The organism is Acinetobacter sp. WU_MDCI_Abxe161, assembly GCF_025514355.1.
Taxonomy (GTDB): Bacteria; Pseudomonadota; Gammaproteobacteria; order Pseudomonadales; family Moraxellaceae; genus Acinetobacter; species Acinetobacter pittii_E.
Genome location: NZ_JAHPTU010000001.1, coordinates 129,610 through 145,250 on the forward strand (window position 1 = coordinate 129,610; position 15,641 = coordinate 145,250).

Genomic DNA, 15,641 nt, shown 5'->3' on the forward strand with positions numbered 1-15,641 from the left:
GGGGTTTATAAAGTTGGGGCTTTTAAGGGTATAGGGATTTGAAAATTAGCAATGCGCTAGTATAGTTTTCACCACCTGCGCTTTATTATTAAATTCTTAGAACTCTATCCTGCCGCGTTAAATACACTTCATTGATAGATTAATTTATTTTATCAATTTTAAAAATTTTACCACTTAAAGTACTTTGAAAAAACATTTCAAAACCCGGGCGTATATCTTCACCTTCGACTGTAATGTATTTCAAATTAGAAAAACATTGAGTATTAGCGAAATAATTATCTACTGTTGCCTGAATGACGTATTTAATTCCAAACTGGTCTTTAACACTGATATTTTGTTTAAGCATGATGATATCCTAATAAAATTATGGCAGAAATAATGGATCTACCGAAATATCCAATAGCAAGTTGAGTTTTAACTAACTCTATAATCTAATTTAAATAATTGATTCACAGACGCGTAAAAGGTACGCCCATCTAGATTTAAATCAACTTCAACTCCAGAGGAAAGAAGAACTCTTTTACCAACTTCAACAGTTTTAAAACCTTCACGTGTATTTTGTATTCTATTTAGAGGAATTAAAGACACTAGAATTTCTGTACCATTTTTAGATTTTGCAATTAAATCATTTATTTTTAACAATTTATATCCTAACTTAAAATTTACTTATAATTTTAAAATAACTTTAAAATCAATTTAAAAAGCACTCGTGAGTGCTTTTATTTATAAGTGCTTATAATTATTTATAGAGCAACAATATTTACAGCATTTGGGCCTTTTTGGCCTTGTGCAACACTGAATTCAACACGTTGACCTTCAGCAAGAGTTCTGAAACCTGAGTTAGCGATTTCGCTAAAATGAGCAAAAACGTCTGGTCCTGATTCTGGTTGGATAAAACCGAAACCTTTAGCTTCGTTAAACCACTTAACAGTACCTTTCATGATATTTGAATTAGACATAATACATCCTAGTTTTTTTAAAAATTTAAACCATTTTATTGGTTATGAGTAACATCGAAATAATAAAGAATGGAGCTGAAAATCTGAAAAAAACGAAGAATTATGACTAATACTGCGGTACTTAGAGAAGATTTACCAAACATGACTTTTTCTAGTTATGTTCATTATATACGAAAAATAAAATCAATCAAGTTTTCTAATATATATATTTATTTTATTTATAAAATAAGGTGATGTTCTGCACTCTAAGCATTTATAAGGAAATAAAACAGCCTAGAAAGGCTGTTTTTGATTTAATTTTAATAACAATATTGTACCCACACTCGCTCAGCTAAAATGATGGGCAAGTAAACTCCTCATTGAAGAGTTGTGGAAAAGGTACAAAAATTACCACCAATGCTCTAACTGAACACCAAAATTAGATCCGTGACTCAGTTGATAAAATGCACTGTCTGTATTTAAATAATCTCGTAATTTTTGCTCATCAGAGTTCCAAAAAGCATAAGTGTAATAGAAACGAAGTTCCGGTCGGTCATAGAAACCCGTACCTTTTAAAGACCATGTTGGGGCAATGGTCAATTTCGTCAAATTGCGATTTTGATCACCACCTTTAATTTGATCATAACCAACTTCGGTAGAAATCTTAAAATGATCTTGAACGACATAAGCTAAGCGCGAACCGACAGAGTACCATTCAGTATCTTCCTGATTTTTAAATTTATTCTTTTGATATAAAAGTTCTGTTTGACCATTAAACTTTTTATTTTCAGAAGCCCAATCTATCACATCAAGAACGCGGAATGATGAATCATCTCGGTCAGCATCTGGGCTTCCCGTATAGCTTAAGCCCGTACCGGAACCTTCCCCGTACTGAACCACAAACGTATTCTTTCCATTAAATACATTTGTAGTCACATTTTGAACCGTAAAATCCCAACCCGTATGTTCGGTATCAACAATAGACACCCCAACATTGAGTTTATTATTTTTATTAATATCAATATCTTTCACCGTCACATCATGACGATTGATATATTTTTCTTGAAACACATTATCTTTTCTTGAAAATGCATAACTCAAAGATAATCCATTAATTTTATAATCATCTATACCAAAACCTGTAGCACTTTGGTTCCAGTAGTAAAAGTCAGACATATTAATATCATTACGATTATAGTAACGTCGTCCTACCCAGATATTGGCTCCGTTTAAATAAGAAATATTTTCCCAATTCAGATAAATCTGGTTTAAACGGGTAAATCCATCTTCACCACTGAAACTCAGCGATTTTCCATATTGGTTATAAAGCTGTAGCATGCCATTGATTGAAATGGTCGAATTGTCTTTCAGACTAATCAAATTCTGTTTAGCTGTTAACTCACCATATTGCTCACATTCGTTGCCTAAACGATATTTAGACGGCGCTCCAGTCAATTGAAAACATTCTTGTGTTTGACCATTGTCACTGCTTCCAATACCTGTACGGAAATAACCGTTAATGTCTAAGGCTGATACAGCATTTGACAAAATTAAAGTTGTTGCACCCATAATCCATATAGGCTTGTTCATATAAAATTCCTTTTAAGATTCATCTTTTTTTGGGTGCAACTCTCTAGCTCTATTTATTTGAACAGAGAGAATTGCACACGAAAAATAAATGGTTAGTTTAGGAAATAGATCCCTTAAATATAGGTTGCGCCAATCCTGGAACATCAACCTGACATGCAAACAAACTTCCAGCATCCGGATAAAGCGAATATTCCTCACTTGTTAAATGCTGACGAGCAGTGGTGACAAACATTGTTTTTAAATCATCTCCGCCAAATGTCACCATTGTTGGATGCGGGCATGGCAACAAGTAATTATGTAAATACTCACCTTCAGGAGAAAAACATACGACCTGACCGCCGCCATACAGTGCACACCAATAGCGCCCTAAACTGTCAACGGCAGCACCATCAACAACACCCGGCAAATTATAAGTATCTAAATTAATCCACAATTCTGCCTCACCAATTTCACCGGTTTTCGGATTAAACCGATGACGTACCACCTGTCGTTTAGGAGAGTCAGTATGATAAAGCCAATCACCGGCAGGGCTAAAAGCTAATCCATTTGAAATGGTAATACCTGATTTTTTCTTCTCAAGTTCAGTTCCAGATAAGCAATATAAAGCTGCTGTTGAATGCTTTTCTTCACGATCTAATGTTCCGACCCATAATCTTTTTAATGGATCTACACAGCCGTCATTAAAACGGTTGCCCTTTTCACCATCCCATTCCGGATTTTTGGCTAAGAAAAACGCAGGTTGAAGTTCTGCATCAAGCTGGCAGATCCCACTTTTCATTGCAGCAATCACATGATGCTGTTCACTTAAAGCCAAACACCCTACAGGCTCATTTAACTGAATACACACAGGCTGCTTATCTACACTGGGTTTCCATGCATAAATACGCCCAACATGGATATCAATCCAATATAAACATTGCTGGCGATAATCCCATAAAGGACTCTCCCCTAAATCCATTTCTAATTTAACCACAACATCTAAATGTGCCATGTGAATTAGCCCCATCCACCATTCACAGGTAATTCTGTCGCTGTAATGGCCTGACTTGCATCAGATGCCAAGAACAGGACGGCCGGTGCCACATGCTCTGCAACCAATCTAAATTTAAGACATTGATGTTTCTGGATATTGATTTCATCTTCTGGTGAAATCCATTTATCCAACTGTCTTTCTGTAATAATACAACCCGGCACAATAGTGTTCACTCGAATACCGTGCTCACCTAGGCTTCGTGCCATTGCTCTAGTTAAACCATGTGTAGCCGATTTGGCAGTCACATATGCAGGCATTTCACCTGCGGCCAACTGGATACTAATGGAGCCAAAATTAATAATTGAACCTTTACCAGCTTTGATCATTTGAGGAGCAACAGCTTGGATCGCAAAAAAAGCTGGGCGTATATTAATATTTACCCGATCATCCCAATATTCTGGCTCAACCGTACGCCAGTCGTGGCGGTCATCACTCGCAGCATTATTGACCAAAACACTAATCGGGCCAAGCTGCTCCCCTACGTCCTCAATGACTTTACGCAGCGCTGCAATATCGCGGATATCACACACTTGAAACCATGGCGCTCTTCCTGTTTCAGCTTTTAATTTTTCAATTAACGCCAGACTTGCAGTTTGATCAATATCAATAAATGCAACCTGAGCCCCTTGCAAATGAAATGCACGAGTCAACTCTGCACCAATACCACTACCACCGCCTGTGATAAAAACAATTTGATTAACTAAACTTGGGTAATGAGCGGGCTGTAAATCCATATAATCCTCTCTGCCTTTAATTGGCTTCCTTCCTGATTTTGCTGGGCATATAAATGAACTTTATTAAAGTTATACAATGCAACAAGCTAAAGTTTTTTCAGAATTTATGTTCTAGTATCATGATTTAGCTTTAATTTAAACTGATACGATCGTGAAAGTTCTGATCACCGTACTCTAAGTCCATGATCGGATGTTGTCTAATGCAAGATTTTGATTAAACAATAACTAATAGTTATCAAAACAAGATATATCAATAAATATTTGAAAACCCTTTACCCCATCTAAAGTCTAATATCTCAGCACATCAAAACCCGACATTGTCTTTATTAAATAACTAGAAGTTATTGCATAGTGAAAATATGCAATTGGAATTTGTTGAAACTCTTATCTAGCATGTCCTTATAAATCATTTTAGTTTGTTTAACAAACATAAGATTTTCATTCAAATAATTAAAGCACAAGGAATTAATGGTGCTTTTTCTAAAAAGGATTGTAGGTACTTTTATGTCCAAAAGTTATACTAGCTTATCTATACCCGAGTCTAAGGATAGCAGAAAAACCGGCCTTCCTATCGCCGTGATTTATATTACCGCTCTATTCTTCATTTGGGCTCTGGTCACCAATTTACTCGACCCATTATTGAAAACGATGAAAACCGTTTTCACATTAACCCCTGTTGAAGCCAGCTTAACTGGATTTGCATTTTTCTTAGGTTATTTTATTGCGTCTTTACCTTCTGCTGCTTTCCTTTCAAAATTTGGTTATGCCAAATCGGTTGTTGTCGGATTAGGAGGTATTGTTGCAGGCTGCTTTATTGCAATTCTTGCCGCCAAAGTTCACATTTATATGGTGTTTTTAATTGCATTATTTATTATGGCAGCGGGCGTAACCCTATTACAAGTTGCAGCAAATCCATTAATTGCATCTATGGGCAAACCCGAAGACTCTGCATTTCGCTTGAACCTATCACAATCATTTAATTCACTGGGCGCAGCCTGCGGTTTATTTTTCGGTGCATCATTTCTATTGAATGGTCCAATCTTTACAAAGAATATTGTAATTACAGACATTATGCGAGAAGAAGCTCTGGGCTTTGTGACCAATGTTTATCTTGCTATTGGCTTAATGCTTACTTTATTCATTTGGGCAATTTGGCTCATCCGTGACAAAATTACAGCTGCTGCCCCGCAAACTGGTCAATTTGTTTCGCCATTCTCTGCTTTAGGTTCTAAATGGGCAAGACTCGGCACAATTGGTATCTTTCTTTATGTCGGTGCTGAAGTTGCCATTTCTCTAAATCTACTTCTTTTCTTAGAACAAACGAATATTCTTAATATCCAAGCACAATCTGCCGGGCATCTCACTACCTTTTATATGCTATTTGCAATGATTGGTCGCTTTGCTGGTTCAGCATTGATGAAAGTATTCAAAGATTATGTGATGTTAACTGTCGTCGCGATTGGGGCAATTGTTTTATGTTCAATCATCATTCTGACCAACGGAATGAACCCATCTGCTCCTACTGGAATGATCAATGTACTTCTGACTTCTGTTCCAAATACGACAGGTTTAATTCCAGCATTTGCAGCACTCTTAATTGGGCTTTTTAACTCAATTATGTTCCCGACCATTTTTACTTTGACATTACAACGTTCAACGGCTCCAACTCCTGCAATTTCAGGACTTCTTGTTTTAGCAATTTCAGGAGGTGCAATTTTACCACTCGTTTTTGCGAAGCTTGAGGAAATGACTGGTTCCAAATCAATTGCCTTTATTGCTCCGTTATTATGCTATGTCTATGTTCTTTGGTTCTCTATCGCTGCCAAAAAAGCGCCAACGCATGCAATTGGCGATGAAATCGGGCATGGGCATTAAAGACATACATTGTTATTAATTTTCATTGTTGTAAGACCCATTTTTAAATGGGTCTTTTTATTTTTATAAATATTTCTGAAGTGCTGGATAGCTTAAGATAATACTGTTTTTACAATATCCACTTAAGACATTTAGCGGAACTTTTATATGCCGAAATATATTGGGTTAAGTCACTCGCATCATATTGATACGAGTGAAAATCACTCAAAGATCTTAATTGTTAGCTGACAATTTTGTACCCGCAAAGACATGCTTTTGACCTTTACTGTCCGTTACAGTCAAAATTGCTTGATCATTTACAGTGCTGATTTCAAAAGGAACTTTTTTCTCACTGAAAATTTCAATAGCTAAACCTTCTTGTTTCTTTAAATCATTATCTACACAAGCCATTAAGGTTGATACCAATGGTGAAGTTACAATTGAATCTCCTTCAACTTTCCATGTACCACCCTGAATATTACAACCAGTTTGAATTGAAAGTTTTTGGTCTGCAGCAAATGATAAAACTAGAGGTTTAGACGCTTTTGCCCCCTGATAAGTCCAGTTGTATTCACTCAAATTTTCTTCTGCTGATGTATTAACTTGAGAAACTACATTATCAGCCTCATTTTGCATTTTGTGACAAGCCATTAAAGAAAGTGGAAGTAATGCAAGAACTAGATATTTAATTTTCATATTTAAAAACAACTTTAAAACAATGGAAAAAAAGAGCGGTAAGCTTAAAGGATTCTTAAAAAGAAGGAATTCAAACTAATTAGGCATTAAGTTCGTCAAATGTATCAGTTTGTAAAAATCAACTAAATATTACTGACTCATATATTGATTTTTTTATGAAAATACTATTTTTCTAAAAAAGAGACTGGGTAAAATATGACAATAAATACATTAACACTTAGATACTGGAAAGCAGAAAAGTAATCTCTCTGTTCGAAAAGGTTTTGTGCTGTACTTAAAAGTTGAAGGAGATATTCGAAATTACTATCTAAATTTTTTTGACTAGTTTGCATACTACTTCACAAATTAAAAGTTTTAAAATTGTATATATAATTATGCGGCGCAGGCCACTATAACCGTATAGGACAACCCCCTCAAAAACAGACAAACAAACCGATAAATAAAGAGATAAATAAATAGCCAAATAAATAAACAAATACACTACAAATAAATTAATTTATAGCTTAATCCTAGTCAGTTTTAGACGTTAGTATTTTAATTTTCTCTAAATGATATAATTAAGATAGTATATGAATTAGATGCATCGATAAATTTACTAAGAGGTTCAAAATTATTATCGCATGATAAAAACATTATAATAATTAATAATGTAGACAGACCATCAATAGGCACAAAAATAAAAAACAGCTACAGGATGTCGCGCTCAGTTATTAACCTTATACAAAACAATGTACAATCTCAAAAGCAACCCTTAAATAAAAATTAGTCAGATAAGTCTGCATACAAAAAATTATCAAAAGCTTCAAAGAAAAACAATACTGTAAATTAACTTATTAATTCAGTATGAATCACACGATTTATAGAAAACTATAAATCATTACATTACTTAAAAATTTAGACTTGAGAATTTATTTATGAAAAAAATACTTTTAACTGTAGCAACATTACTTGCAGTTTCTACTGGTGCAATGGCAGCAGATTTTACACCTAAAACTGATAATGGCTTCACCAGAGGTAACAATTGTGGATATGCCTGTGGCGGTCACCCACGTTAATATCTAAATAAAAATTAATATACAACCTCAGCACAGCTAGTGAGGCTCTCTTCGGAGGGCCTTTATATACATCCCAAGAGGCAGTCAAATAAAAAATATCTCTGTTCATTTGCACTAAATAAAATGCATTAAAAAATACTCTAACAACCGCTCTCTTTCATCTGGTTTGTTTGGATCTAAAAGCTGTACCATTGCCCCATCAATCGCAAACAAAAACATGTGCGCATCTTGTTTTGAAGCATTTTCGTTGGTGGTCAAAAGCAAATGATAGATTTCATTAATTAACCAGTTTCGATATTCAACGACCACCTGATATGCCTTCGGATGGGTTTTCGAAATTTCAAAAATAGCTTTAAATGGCAAATGGTAAAGCCCGTCTAAGTTGGCATGTAAAAAGTAAAGTTTGCGAAGCTTTTCAAACAGCGTTAAATCTTTTTGAACATAGATAATTGAAAGCACCTCATGTTTAAGCCCATCTTTTTGAAAGGTTAGGCTCATTTCAATGAGGCGTTCTTTTGAATGAAAATAATTATAAAAAGTTGCTTTTGAAGTTTTTGAAGATTCAAGAATGCGATCCACTCCGACTTTATGAAAACCGTAGTTATTAAAAAGATAGCGGGATGTGTGAAGCACACTTAAAGCACGAAATGGGAGATCTGAATGTGGCATATTTTTACCGTTATAAATTCTTGTTGTTTCTAAACGAGATACTTTTTTGGGAGAAAAAAGGCATAGCAAAGCCATAAAGACTGTGCTTGGCACATCTCAAGTTTTATTGTTGATGCAAGTTTTTTTGAGCCGTAGTGACTTAAAGCCTGAAAATCTTTAGATACTCAAACTGCTTTAAAATTTAAGTTGTGTCGTTATAGCTTTTGGCAAAGGCTGCCAAGAAATTATGAATATGCAAAGCCAACTCCTTTTTATTGGGAGTTCTGCCAAGTCATTAAAATTATGGTGGCAGAACGAAAGAGGGTTGACAGACTGGCTTTGAGAACCCAGCACGCACAAAGGCGTCCCCCTTCCGTCCTACCGCAACAAAAGGGAGACGAACGGGTCTACATTAAAAAAAAGATTTTTTTCAATGTACTCAAAGAACAGCCTGTCAAAGCCGGCTGGCAATGTGGCCAGCAGGCAAAGGATAGTGCTCTGCCCTTTTGCAGTCAAGCACACAAAATTACATTTGCTTTAAAATAGATCATTAAAAAGTAAGGATAAATAATGAGTTAGTTATTGTTAATGTAGGGTTTATAAAGGGGGGATTGGGGAAGGTTGAAATGTGATTTTGTCTTTCAGCATCTGATCTTTTTTGTGTTTTATATATAGTTCTTAGGTATTATAGGTTTAAATATTTATCCACTCCATCAACTAGTGTGCTTAGGTTTTAAATATTAAACATCAAAAACAAATTTATATTTAATTTATTAAAGGGGGAAAAATGGCTTTAATATCATGCCCAGAATGTAAGAAAGAAATTAGTGATCAAGCTAAAAGTTGTCCTCACTGTGGTTTTCCTATTGAAAATCTTAGAAACCCATTTCTTAAAACAAATGCAGCAAGAACAACGCCTCCGCCTTTGCCTGATATGCTAAGTCATAAGAGCAACCTTTCCAGCAGCTCACAAGAAATATCTTCGTCTCAAAACTCAAAGGTACGTACTAAACTTTTTAATCTTTTACTATGGGTTATCATCTTAGGTATTCCAATAATGCTCTTCGCTAATATTGGCTCAGAGACGAACTCAAATAATAAAATCGGAGATAAAAGCAATATATCTTCAGCGAAACCTATTAGTGAATATGCATATAATGACTATACAAAAGATCAATTCCCTAAGCTTTATGCTGAATGGGGAAGTAAATGGGTTAAGAAAATTACTAACGTAGAAAAAGTAGCAGTACAAAAAGTCGCAAATAGCGAAAATACCTGTGACTCTATAGACTCAGCAGGTATCTCCACCACAAGGAGCATACCAAAAAAAGAAATTGTTATTTATGTTAATTGTATAAATGGTGAACATTTTTATATTTCAGAAAAACAAATAAAAGAAGATAAGCCACTACTTTCGCAGGCACAAAAATCAGTAGATATAGATGAATCTATAAGCCGATGTAAGCAACTAATTAGAATTAATGAAACGCATCCCTTATCAATTAAATATGGAAATATTGATACATTTAAAGCGCAAGGCAACGGAAATATTGTCGTATCTGTACTGTATGAATCAAAAAATGATCTAGGTAGAGAACTTCCACATAAGGTGAAATGCTATATCCCCCCTGAAGGAAAAGATGAAATCTCAAAAATAGAATAAATATAAAAGAAGAGAACTGTATCTTATATTGTTCTCTTCTAAATCACGTATCATTAATAAATATAAGTGAAATTTTAGTATTTATTTAAGCAAATTAACTTCTTTCATTTCAACAATTTTAAATTCATTTTTAGACTTCAAACTATTAATAAGAATTATTTGATCTGAATGCTTATCAAGTAAATGCCAAGTTTTTTTGTCATTTAGTTCAATTATAGGCAAGCTTTTATCATCTATTTTTTTTGCATGTTCAAGACCAGAGTGATAAGGGACAAGTAAAATAAGACCAGCCCCTAAAAGCTTGCCTACATTTTTACTTAAAAGTAAAAAACCAAATCCATTTAAACTACATGCTATATATACGTAAAATTTCAAAATTGAATCATATGGCTTATGAGTTAGGAAAAGCGTTAAAAATATACTTGCATAAGCAGATATTAACATTAAGTTTGCCCAAAATAGCTCTACTTTTGGTGCTCTTTCAGAAGTAAAAATTACTTTTTCTAAATAAATAATAGAAGTAGCAAAATAAAAATAGATTGTTAGATCTGAAATCATAAAATCTATTGGAGTGAATATGGAAATGAACCAACTAGCATTGATCTGTTCTGATGTATATATACCGATCTTGTGCATTAGCCCCATAATAATTACGAAAGGAGTAATAATCGTCAATAAATCGACTATTGATGCACTCTTTAACTTCTCTTGAATCATGCTTAATCACCCTCCCCTAGGCTTTTTTTCCTTGCTTATTTATCTAGTTTTTTCTATCTAAGATAATTTAATTTAGGCTATCAGAATATTGAAAAAAAAAGCACTTTGAATAGAAGCTTTATTATAGAAATTGAAATTAAATTATGAAACCAATAAAAAAAGCCCTAAAACATTATAGTTCAGGGCTTTTTTAAGTCATATAAAGCTATGCGAGTTTATATGACTTTAAATCTTGGTAGGTATATCCAGACTCGAACTGGAGACCTCTACGATGTCAACGTAGCGCTCTAACCAACTGAGCTATACACCTAGAATGGAAAGCATCATATTCATTTTTCAAAAGCAAAACAAGTGATTTTCAATTGAAAAAAATACAAATGAGCAGACTTTAAGCAAACTCTTTTTCATTTCCCCAAAAAGAAAAACGGTACATGGTTTAACCACATACCGTTTTGTTTAGCTGAATTTAACTCTCAACTTAACAAGGACATTTCTTCAAAGTACCGCCTGCCGATGGATAACGCGCATCGACACAATGACGATAAAAAGTCTTTGCATCCATGGGTGTTAAATCAGGATGATGAGCTTTCATGTGTTCCAGATAAGTCTGATAATCTGGCACACCCACCATCAGTCGGAAACTTTGCTGCAAACGCTGCCACAAGGTTGCAATGCGCGACCAGTTCTTTGGAGAAAGAAATAGCTCTTTTTGCGAGAGCACCGTCATTTTGATGATTTTCGCAATAATGACAGTTCCATTTTTTGCAAATTTAAAATTCATCATTACTCTCCTCGTGGGGTGACCACTTCCGGATCGGCATATACAGCTGGCGCTTCGTTTACAGTCGGTTTAGGGCTTGCTAAAGCACGGCGCACAATACCAATTGAAGCAATAATCATGACAATCGAAACAATCATAAAGAAGCCACAAAGCGCAGCATTAATCTGATTCGACAACACAATCGTCTGCATTTCAGCAATGCTTTGAGCAGGTTTAAGAACTTCACCACGAGCAATCGCATCTGAAAATCTATTAACTTGCGCTAAGAAACCAATCTTTGGATTTTCGTGGAAAATCTTTTGCCAGCCCGCAGTCATACAGGTTACAAATAAGAAAATTGTTGGGATGATCGTCACCCAAACATATTTTTCTTTCTTCATTTTAAACAGAATGACTGTACCCAAAATGAGCGCCATCGAAGCCAACATTTGGTTACCAACACCAAATAAAGGCCATAAGGAATTAACACCACCGAGTGGATCAATCACACCTTGATAAACGAAGAAGCCCCATCCACCTACAGCAACCGCTGTTCCTACTAAATTACCAAAGAATGAACTTGATGATTTAACAGCAGGGATAACAATACCAACCGTGTCTTGCACCATAAAACGACAAGCACGAGTACCTGCATCTACAGCAGTTAAAATGAATAATGCTTCAAATAAAATCGCAAAGTGGTACCAGAACGCCATCATTTCACGGCTATTAAAAATTTCCGAAATGATATGTGCCATACCAATCGCAAAGGTCGGCGCACCACCCGTACGTGAAAGAATTGAGCTTTCACCCACTTCTTGAGCTAACAAAGTTAGCATTTCAGGAGTAACGACAAAGCCTAAATTGCGCACAGCTTCTGCCGCAGTTTCTACAGTTGTACCAAGCACAGCCGCAGGAGCATTAATCGCAAAGTACACACCCGGGTCTAAGACAGTTGCACAGATCATCGCCATAATACCGACGAAAGATTCCATGAGCATGCCGCCATAACCAATCACACGAATATCCGCTTCGTTATTCACGAGTTTTGGTGTGGTGCCACTTGATACAAGCGCGTGGAAGCCAGAAATAGCACCACAGGCAATGGTAATAAATAGGAAAGGAAATAAACTACCTGAGAAAACAGGACCAGTACCGTCAATAAAATGAGTCACTGCCGGCATTTTCAATTCAGGTAATGCAATGACAATACCGATTGCTAAACCTAAAATGACACCAATTTTAAGGAAGGTTGATAGATAATCACGTGGTGCTAACAATAACCAGACAGGTAAAACTGATGCAATAAATCCATAGATGATTAAGCACCATGTGAGTTGTGTACCTGTTAAAGTGAAAAATTCACCCCAATAAGGATCTGCTGCAACATGTCCACCATAAACAATGGCAAGCATCATTAAGACGAAGCCAATAATAGAAACTTCAGCAATACGTCCCGGGCGGATAAAACGCATGTAAACGCCCATAAATAATGCAATTGGAATCGTCGCTGCAATACTAAAAACACCCCATGGACTATGGGCAAGTGCTTTCACCACAACTAAAGCCAGTACCGCAAGGATAATAATCATTACCCCAAGCGCACCGAGCATGACAACAATCCCGGCAAAAGAACCTAATTCCTGTTTTGCCATTTCACCAAGCGATCGACCGTCTCGACGCGTTGAAATAAATAAAACTAAAAAGTCTTGTACCGCACCCGCCAGAACCACACCGACCAGTAACCAGATCGTTCCTGGTAAAAAGCCCATTTGTGCAGCTAAAATTGGTCCAACTAACGGCCCCGCTCCTGCAATTGCAGCAAAGTGGTGACCGAAAAGCACATATTTATTGGTGGGTACATAGTCCAGACCATCGGCTAAACGATGTGCTGGGGTTAAACGTCTTGGGTTTAATTCAAATACTTTAGTTGCAATAAATAGACTATAAAATCGATATGCGATGCTATATACACATGCTGCAGCGAGTACAAGCCAAACCGCATTGACATGTTCACCACGGCTGAGTGCCAGCATCCCAAAAGAAATTGCACCTATAATTGCCACTAGGCTCCAGACCAGCTTGGAGGGAAGCGTAGATTTCGCTTGCATTGTGTCCATTCTTAACCTCTCAATAAATAACTACAGCATTTTTATATTGTTATGTACTGTTCTCTGCGTAATCCTTGTGACTCTACTCCTCCTTTAATTTTTTTCCTCTTATACTTTCGCATAAAAAAAGGGATGATTTACATCATCCCTTCGATAATAGTTTATTTTTTAACTATTATGCACGCTCTAAATACTCACCAGTACGAGTATCTACACGAACGCTTTCTTCTTGCTGAACAAATAACGGAACACGAACAACCGCACCTGTTTCAAGCTTAGCTGGTTTACCGCCACCGCCAGAAGTATCACCGCGTACGCCTGGATCAGTTTCAACAATTTTTAATACTACGAAGTTCGGCGGGTTTACTGTTAAAGGTACGCCGTTGAACAACATAATTGTACATTTTTCATTTGAATCATCTTTTAACCATTTAGCAGCATCGCCCATTGCAGTTTTGTCTGCAGCGATTTGCTCAAAAGATACAGGATCCATGAAATTCCACATTTCACCATCGTTGTATAGATAATCCATTTCAACTTCAACAATATCAGCAGCTTCTAAAGAGTCACCTGATTTGAAAGTTTTTTCTAATACTTTACCGGTTTTAAGGTTACGTAATTTTACACGGTTGAACGCTTGACCTTTACCTGGTTTTACATATTCGTTTTCCATGATTGAACATGGGTTACCATCAAGCATAACCTTAAGGCCTGCTTTGAAATCATTTGTAGAATAATAGGCCATGAAAGGCACACTCCAAACTTAACAAGTCAACTATGCGATATAATGCGTTGTTGCATTATCTTAATCGTGTCAAATGATAAACTATTTATACCAAGAGCAAAACTGGCAATCTCAACTGAGTGACCTTATTACTGATCCTTCTGAATTGCTAAGCCTACTCGAGTTATCCTCAGAACAGCTATTATCGGGTGCGATTCTGGCTTCTGAAAAGTTTAAATTGCGTGTTCCTCGCGCGTTCGTCGGAAAAATGAACGCTAAAAACCCGCTTGACCCGCTTTTGCTACAAGTATTACCCCATCATTTAGAGCTTGAAGAACATCCTGAGTTTGTCACTGACCCATTGGGCGAAGAAGCAGCAAATCAACTACCGGGTGTATTACATAAATATAAATCACGCTTTTTACTGACTTTGACAGGTGCTTGCGCCGTCCATTGTCGTTATTGCTTCCGTCGTCATTTCCCCTATCAAGAAAACTTACCGAAAAATGAAGACTGGCTAAATATTAAAAATTATATTGAAGCAAACCCGAACATCAATGAAATCATTTTAAGTGGTGGCGACCCCCTTACACTTTCTAACCGTAAATTGGCACTTTGGTTAGAACGCCTATCATCTCTCAAACAAATTAAGATTCTGAGAATTCATTCACGAGTCCCTATTGTTATTCCTAACCGGATCGACGAAGAGCTGATTTCTTTATTAAAAAACAGTAGGCTGCGTATAGTTCTGGTGGTACACTCAAATCATGCTTCTGAACTCGATGACTTCACTTGTTCAAAATTGTTGCAGTTATCTGAGCATCATATTACTGTACTGAATCAGGCAGTATTGCTAAAAGGTGTGAATGATTCTGCACAGACCTTAGTCGATTTAAGTTATCGTTTATTTGAAGCTCGCGTTATGCCTTATTACTTACATGTTTTAGATAAAGTAAAAGGTGCACAACATTTTGATTTAGATTCATCTGAGATAGATGAGATCTATCGTGACGTGTTAGCGAACCTACCGGGGTATTTGGTTCCTAAACTTGTCAGGGAAATTGCGGGCGAAAAGAATAAAACACCGCTTTTTGGGGCCACAACATTTTGAGTTATAT

The 15,641-nt window shown here is 36.1% G+C and carries 15 protein-coding genes, 1 tRNA gene and 1 pseudogene; 4 read left to right on the top strand and 13 right to left on the bottom strand.

What is annotated here, in order from left to right; all coding sequences use genetic code 11:
* Nucleotides 1-139 precede the first annotated feature (139 nt).
* The 6 genes from KTI78_RS00645 to KTI78_RS00670 all read right to left on the bottom strand — a co-directional run bounded on the left by KTI78_RS00645 (nt 140) and on the right by KTI78_RS00670 (nt 4,295).
* Nucleotides 140-346 carry a hypothetical protein gene (locus tag KTI78_RS00645; RefSeq protein ID WP_004643550.1) on the bottom strand — a complete coding sequence of 69 codons (207 nt, stop codon included), beginning with the start codon at nt 344-346 and terminating at the stop codon, nt 140-142.
* Nucleotides 347-414: 68 nt separating this feature from the next.
* Nucleotides 415-642 (bottom strand): hypothetical protein, encoded by a 228-nt coding sequence (locus KTI78_RS00650; RefSeq protein WP_262444921.1) that lies wholly within the window; start codon nt 640-642, stop codon nt 415-417.
* A 101-nt stretch (nt 643-743) separates the two neighbouring features.
* On the bottom strand, nt 744-959 hold the full coding sequence (locus KTI78_RS00655) for a cold-shock protein (protein WP_003650532.1): 216 nt from the start codon (nt 957-959) through the stop codon (nt 744-746).
* Nucleotides 960-1,346: 387 nt separating this feature from the next.
* Complete coding sequence (locus tag KTI78_RS00660) at nt 1,347-2,528, bottom strand: maltoporin (protein ID WP_262444922.1); 1,182 nt, start codon at nt 2,526-2,528, stop codon at nt 1,347-1,349.
* A 97-nt stretch (nt 2,529-2,625) separates the two neighbouring features.
* Nucleotides 2,626-3,519 carry an SMP-30/gluconolactonase/LRE family protein gene (locus tag KTI78_RS00665; protein ID WP_262444923.1) on the bottom strand — a complete coding sequence of 298 codons (894 nt, stop codon included), beginning with the start codon at nt 3,517-3,519 and terminating at the stop codon, nt 2,626-2,628.
* A 5-nt stretch (nt 3,520-3,524) separates the two neighbouring features.
* Complete coding sequence (locus KTI78_RS00670; protein ID WP_262444924.1) at nt 3,525-4,295, bottom strand: SDR family NAD(P)-dependent oxidoreductase; 771 nt, start codon at nt 4,293-4,295, stop codon at nt 3,525-3,527.
* 504 nt (nt 4,296-4,799) lie between these two features.
* Between KTI78_RS00670 and KTI78_RS00675 the strand changes: the two genes are divergently transcribed.
* Entirely contained in the window at nt 4,800-6,170 is a 1,371-nt protein-coding gene (locus tag KTI78_RS00675; protein ID WP_262444925.1) for a sugar MFS transporter, read from the top strand.
* 216 nt (nt 6,171-6,386) lie between these two features.
* Here KTI78_RS00675 and KTI78_RS00680 read toward each other — a convergent pair.
* Nucleotides 6,387-6,845: pseudogene (locus KTI78_RS00680) on the bottom strand (META domain-containing protein); the annotation flags it as partial.
* A gap of 914 nt (nt 6,846-7,759) precedes the next feature.
* On the opposite strand from KTI78_RS00680, the gene KTI78_RS00685 reads away from it, so the two are divergent.
* Entirely contained in the window at nt 7,760-7,900 is a 141-nt protein-coding gene (locus KTI78_RS00685; protein ID WP_262444926.1) for a hypothetical protein, read from the top strand.
* A 114-nt stretch (nt 7,901-8,014) separates the two neighbouring features.
* Here the strand turns inward: KTI78_RS00685 and KTI78_RS00690 are convergent, their stop codons facing one another.
* Nucleotides 8,015-8,569 (bottom strand): TetR/AcrR family transcriptional regulator, encoded by a 555-nt coding sequence (locus tag KTI78_RS00690; RefSeq protein WP_262444927.1) that lies wholly within the window; start codon nt 8,567-8,569, stop codon nt 8,015-8,017.
* A 766-nt stretch (nt 8,570-9,335) separates the two neighbouring features.
* Between KTI78_RS00690 and KTI78_RS00695 the strand changes: the two genes are divergently transcribed.
* The gene (locus KTI78_RS00695; RefSeq protein WP_262444928.1) at nt 9,336-10,211 is read left to right on the top strand and encodes a zinc ribbon domain-containing protein; all 876 of its coding nucleotides are present in this window, start codon (nt 9,336-9,338) and stop codon (nt 10,209-10,211) included.
* A gap of 81 nt (nt 10,212-10,292) precedes the next feature.
* On the opposite strand, the gene KTI78_RS00700 is transcribed toward KTI78_RS00695, so the two are convergent.
* The 5 genes from KTI78_RS00700 to efp form a co-directional block, all read right to left on the bottom strand.
* Nucleotides 10,293-10,928, bottom strand: coding sequence for a hypothetical protein (locus KTI78_RS00700; RefSeq protein ID WP_262444929.1), 636 nt, complete (start codon nt 10,926-10,928; stop codon nt 10,293-10,295).
* 233 nt (nt 10,929-11,161) lie between these two features.
* Nucleotides 11,162-11,238, bottom strand: a tRNA-Val gene (locus tag KTI78_RS00705).
* A 168-nt stretch (nt 11,239-11,406) separates the two neighbouring features.
* Nucleotides 11,407-11,712, bottom strand: coding sequence for a YbdD/YjiX family protein (locus tag KTI78_RS00710; RefSeq protein WP_262444930.1), 306 nt, complete (start codon nt 11,710-11,712; stop codon nt 11,407-11,409).
* Nucleotides 11,712-13,808 carry a carbon starvation CstA family protein gene (locus tag KTI78_RS00715; protein ID WP_262444931.1) on the bottom strand — a complete coding sequence of 699 codons (2,097 nt, stop codon included), beginning with the start codon at nt 13,806-13,808 and terminating at the stop codon, nt 11,712-11,714. Before KTI78_RS00715 ends, KTI78_RS00710 begins: the two co-directional genes overlap by 1 nt.
* A gap of 166 nt (nt 13,809-13,974) precedes the next feature.
* Entirely contained in the window at nt 13,975-14,544 is a 570-nt protein-coding gene (efp, locus tag KTI78_RS00720; RefSeq protein WP_016140377.1) for an elongation factor P, read from the bottom strand.
* A 73-nt stretch (nt 14,545-14,617) separates the two neighbouring features.
* Between efp and epmB the strand changes: the two genes are divergently transcribed.
* A complete protein-coding gene (gene epmB, locus KTI78_RS00725) occupies nt 14,618-15,634 on the top strand; it encodes an EF-P beta-lysylation protein EpmB (protein ID WP_016140376.1) in 1,017 nt (338 codons plus the stop codon).
* The last annotated feature ends 7 nt before the right edge of the window (nt 15,635-15,641 follow it).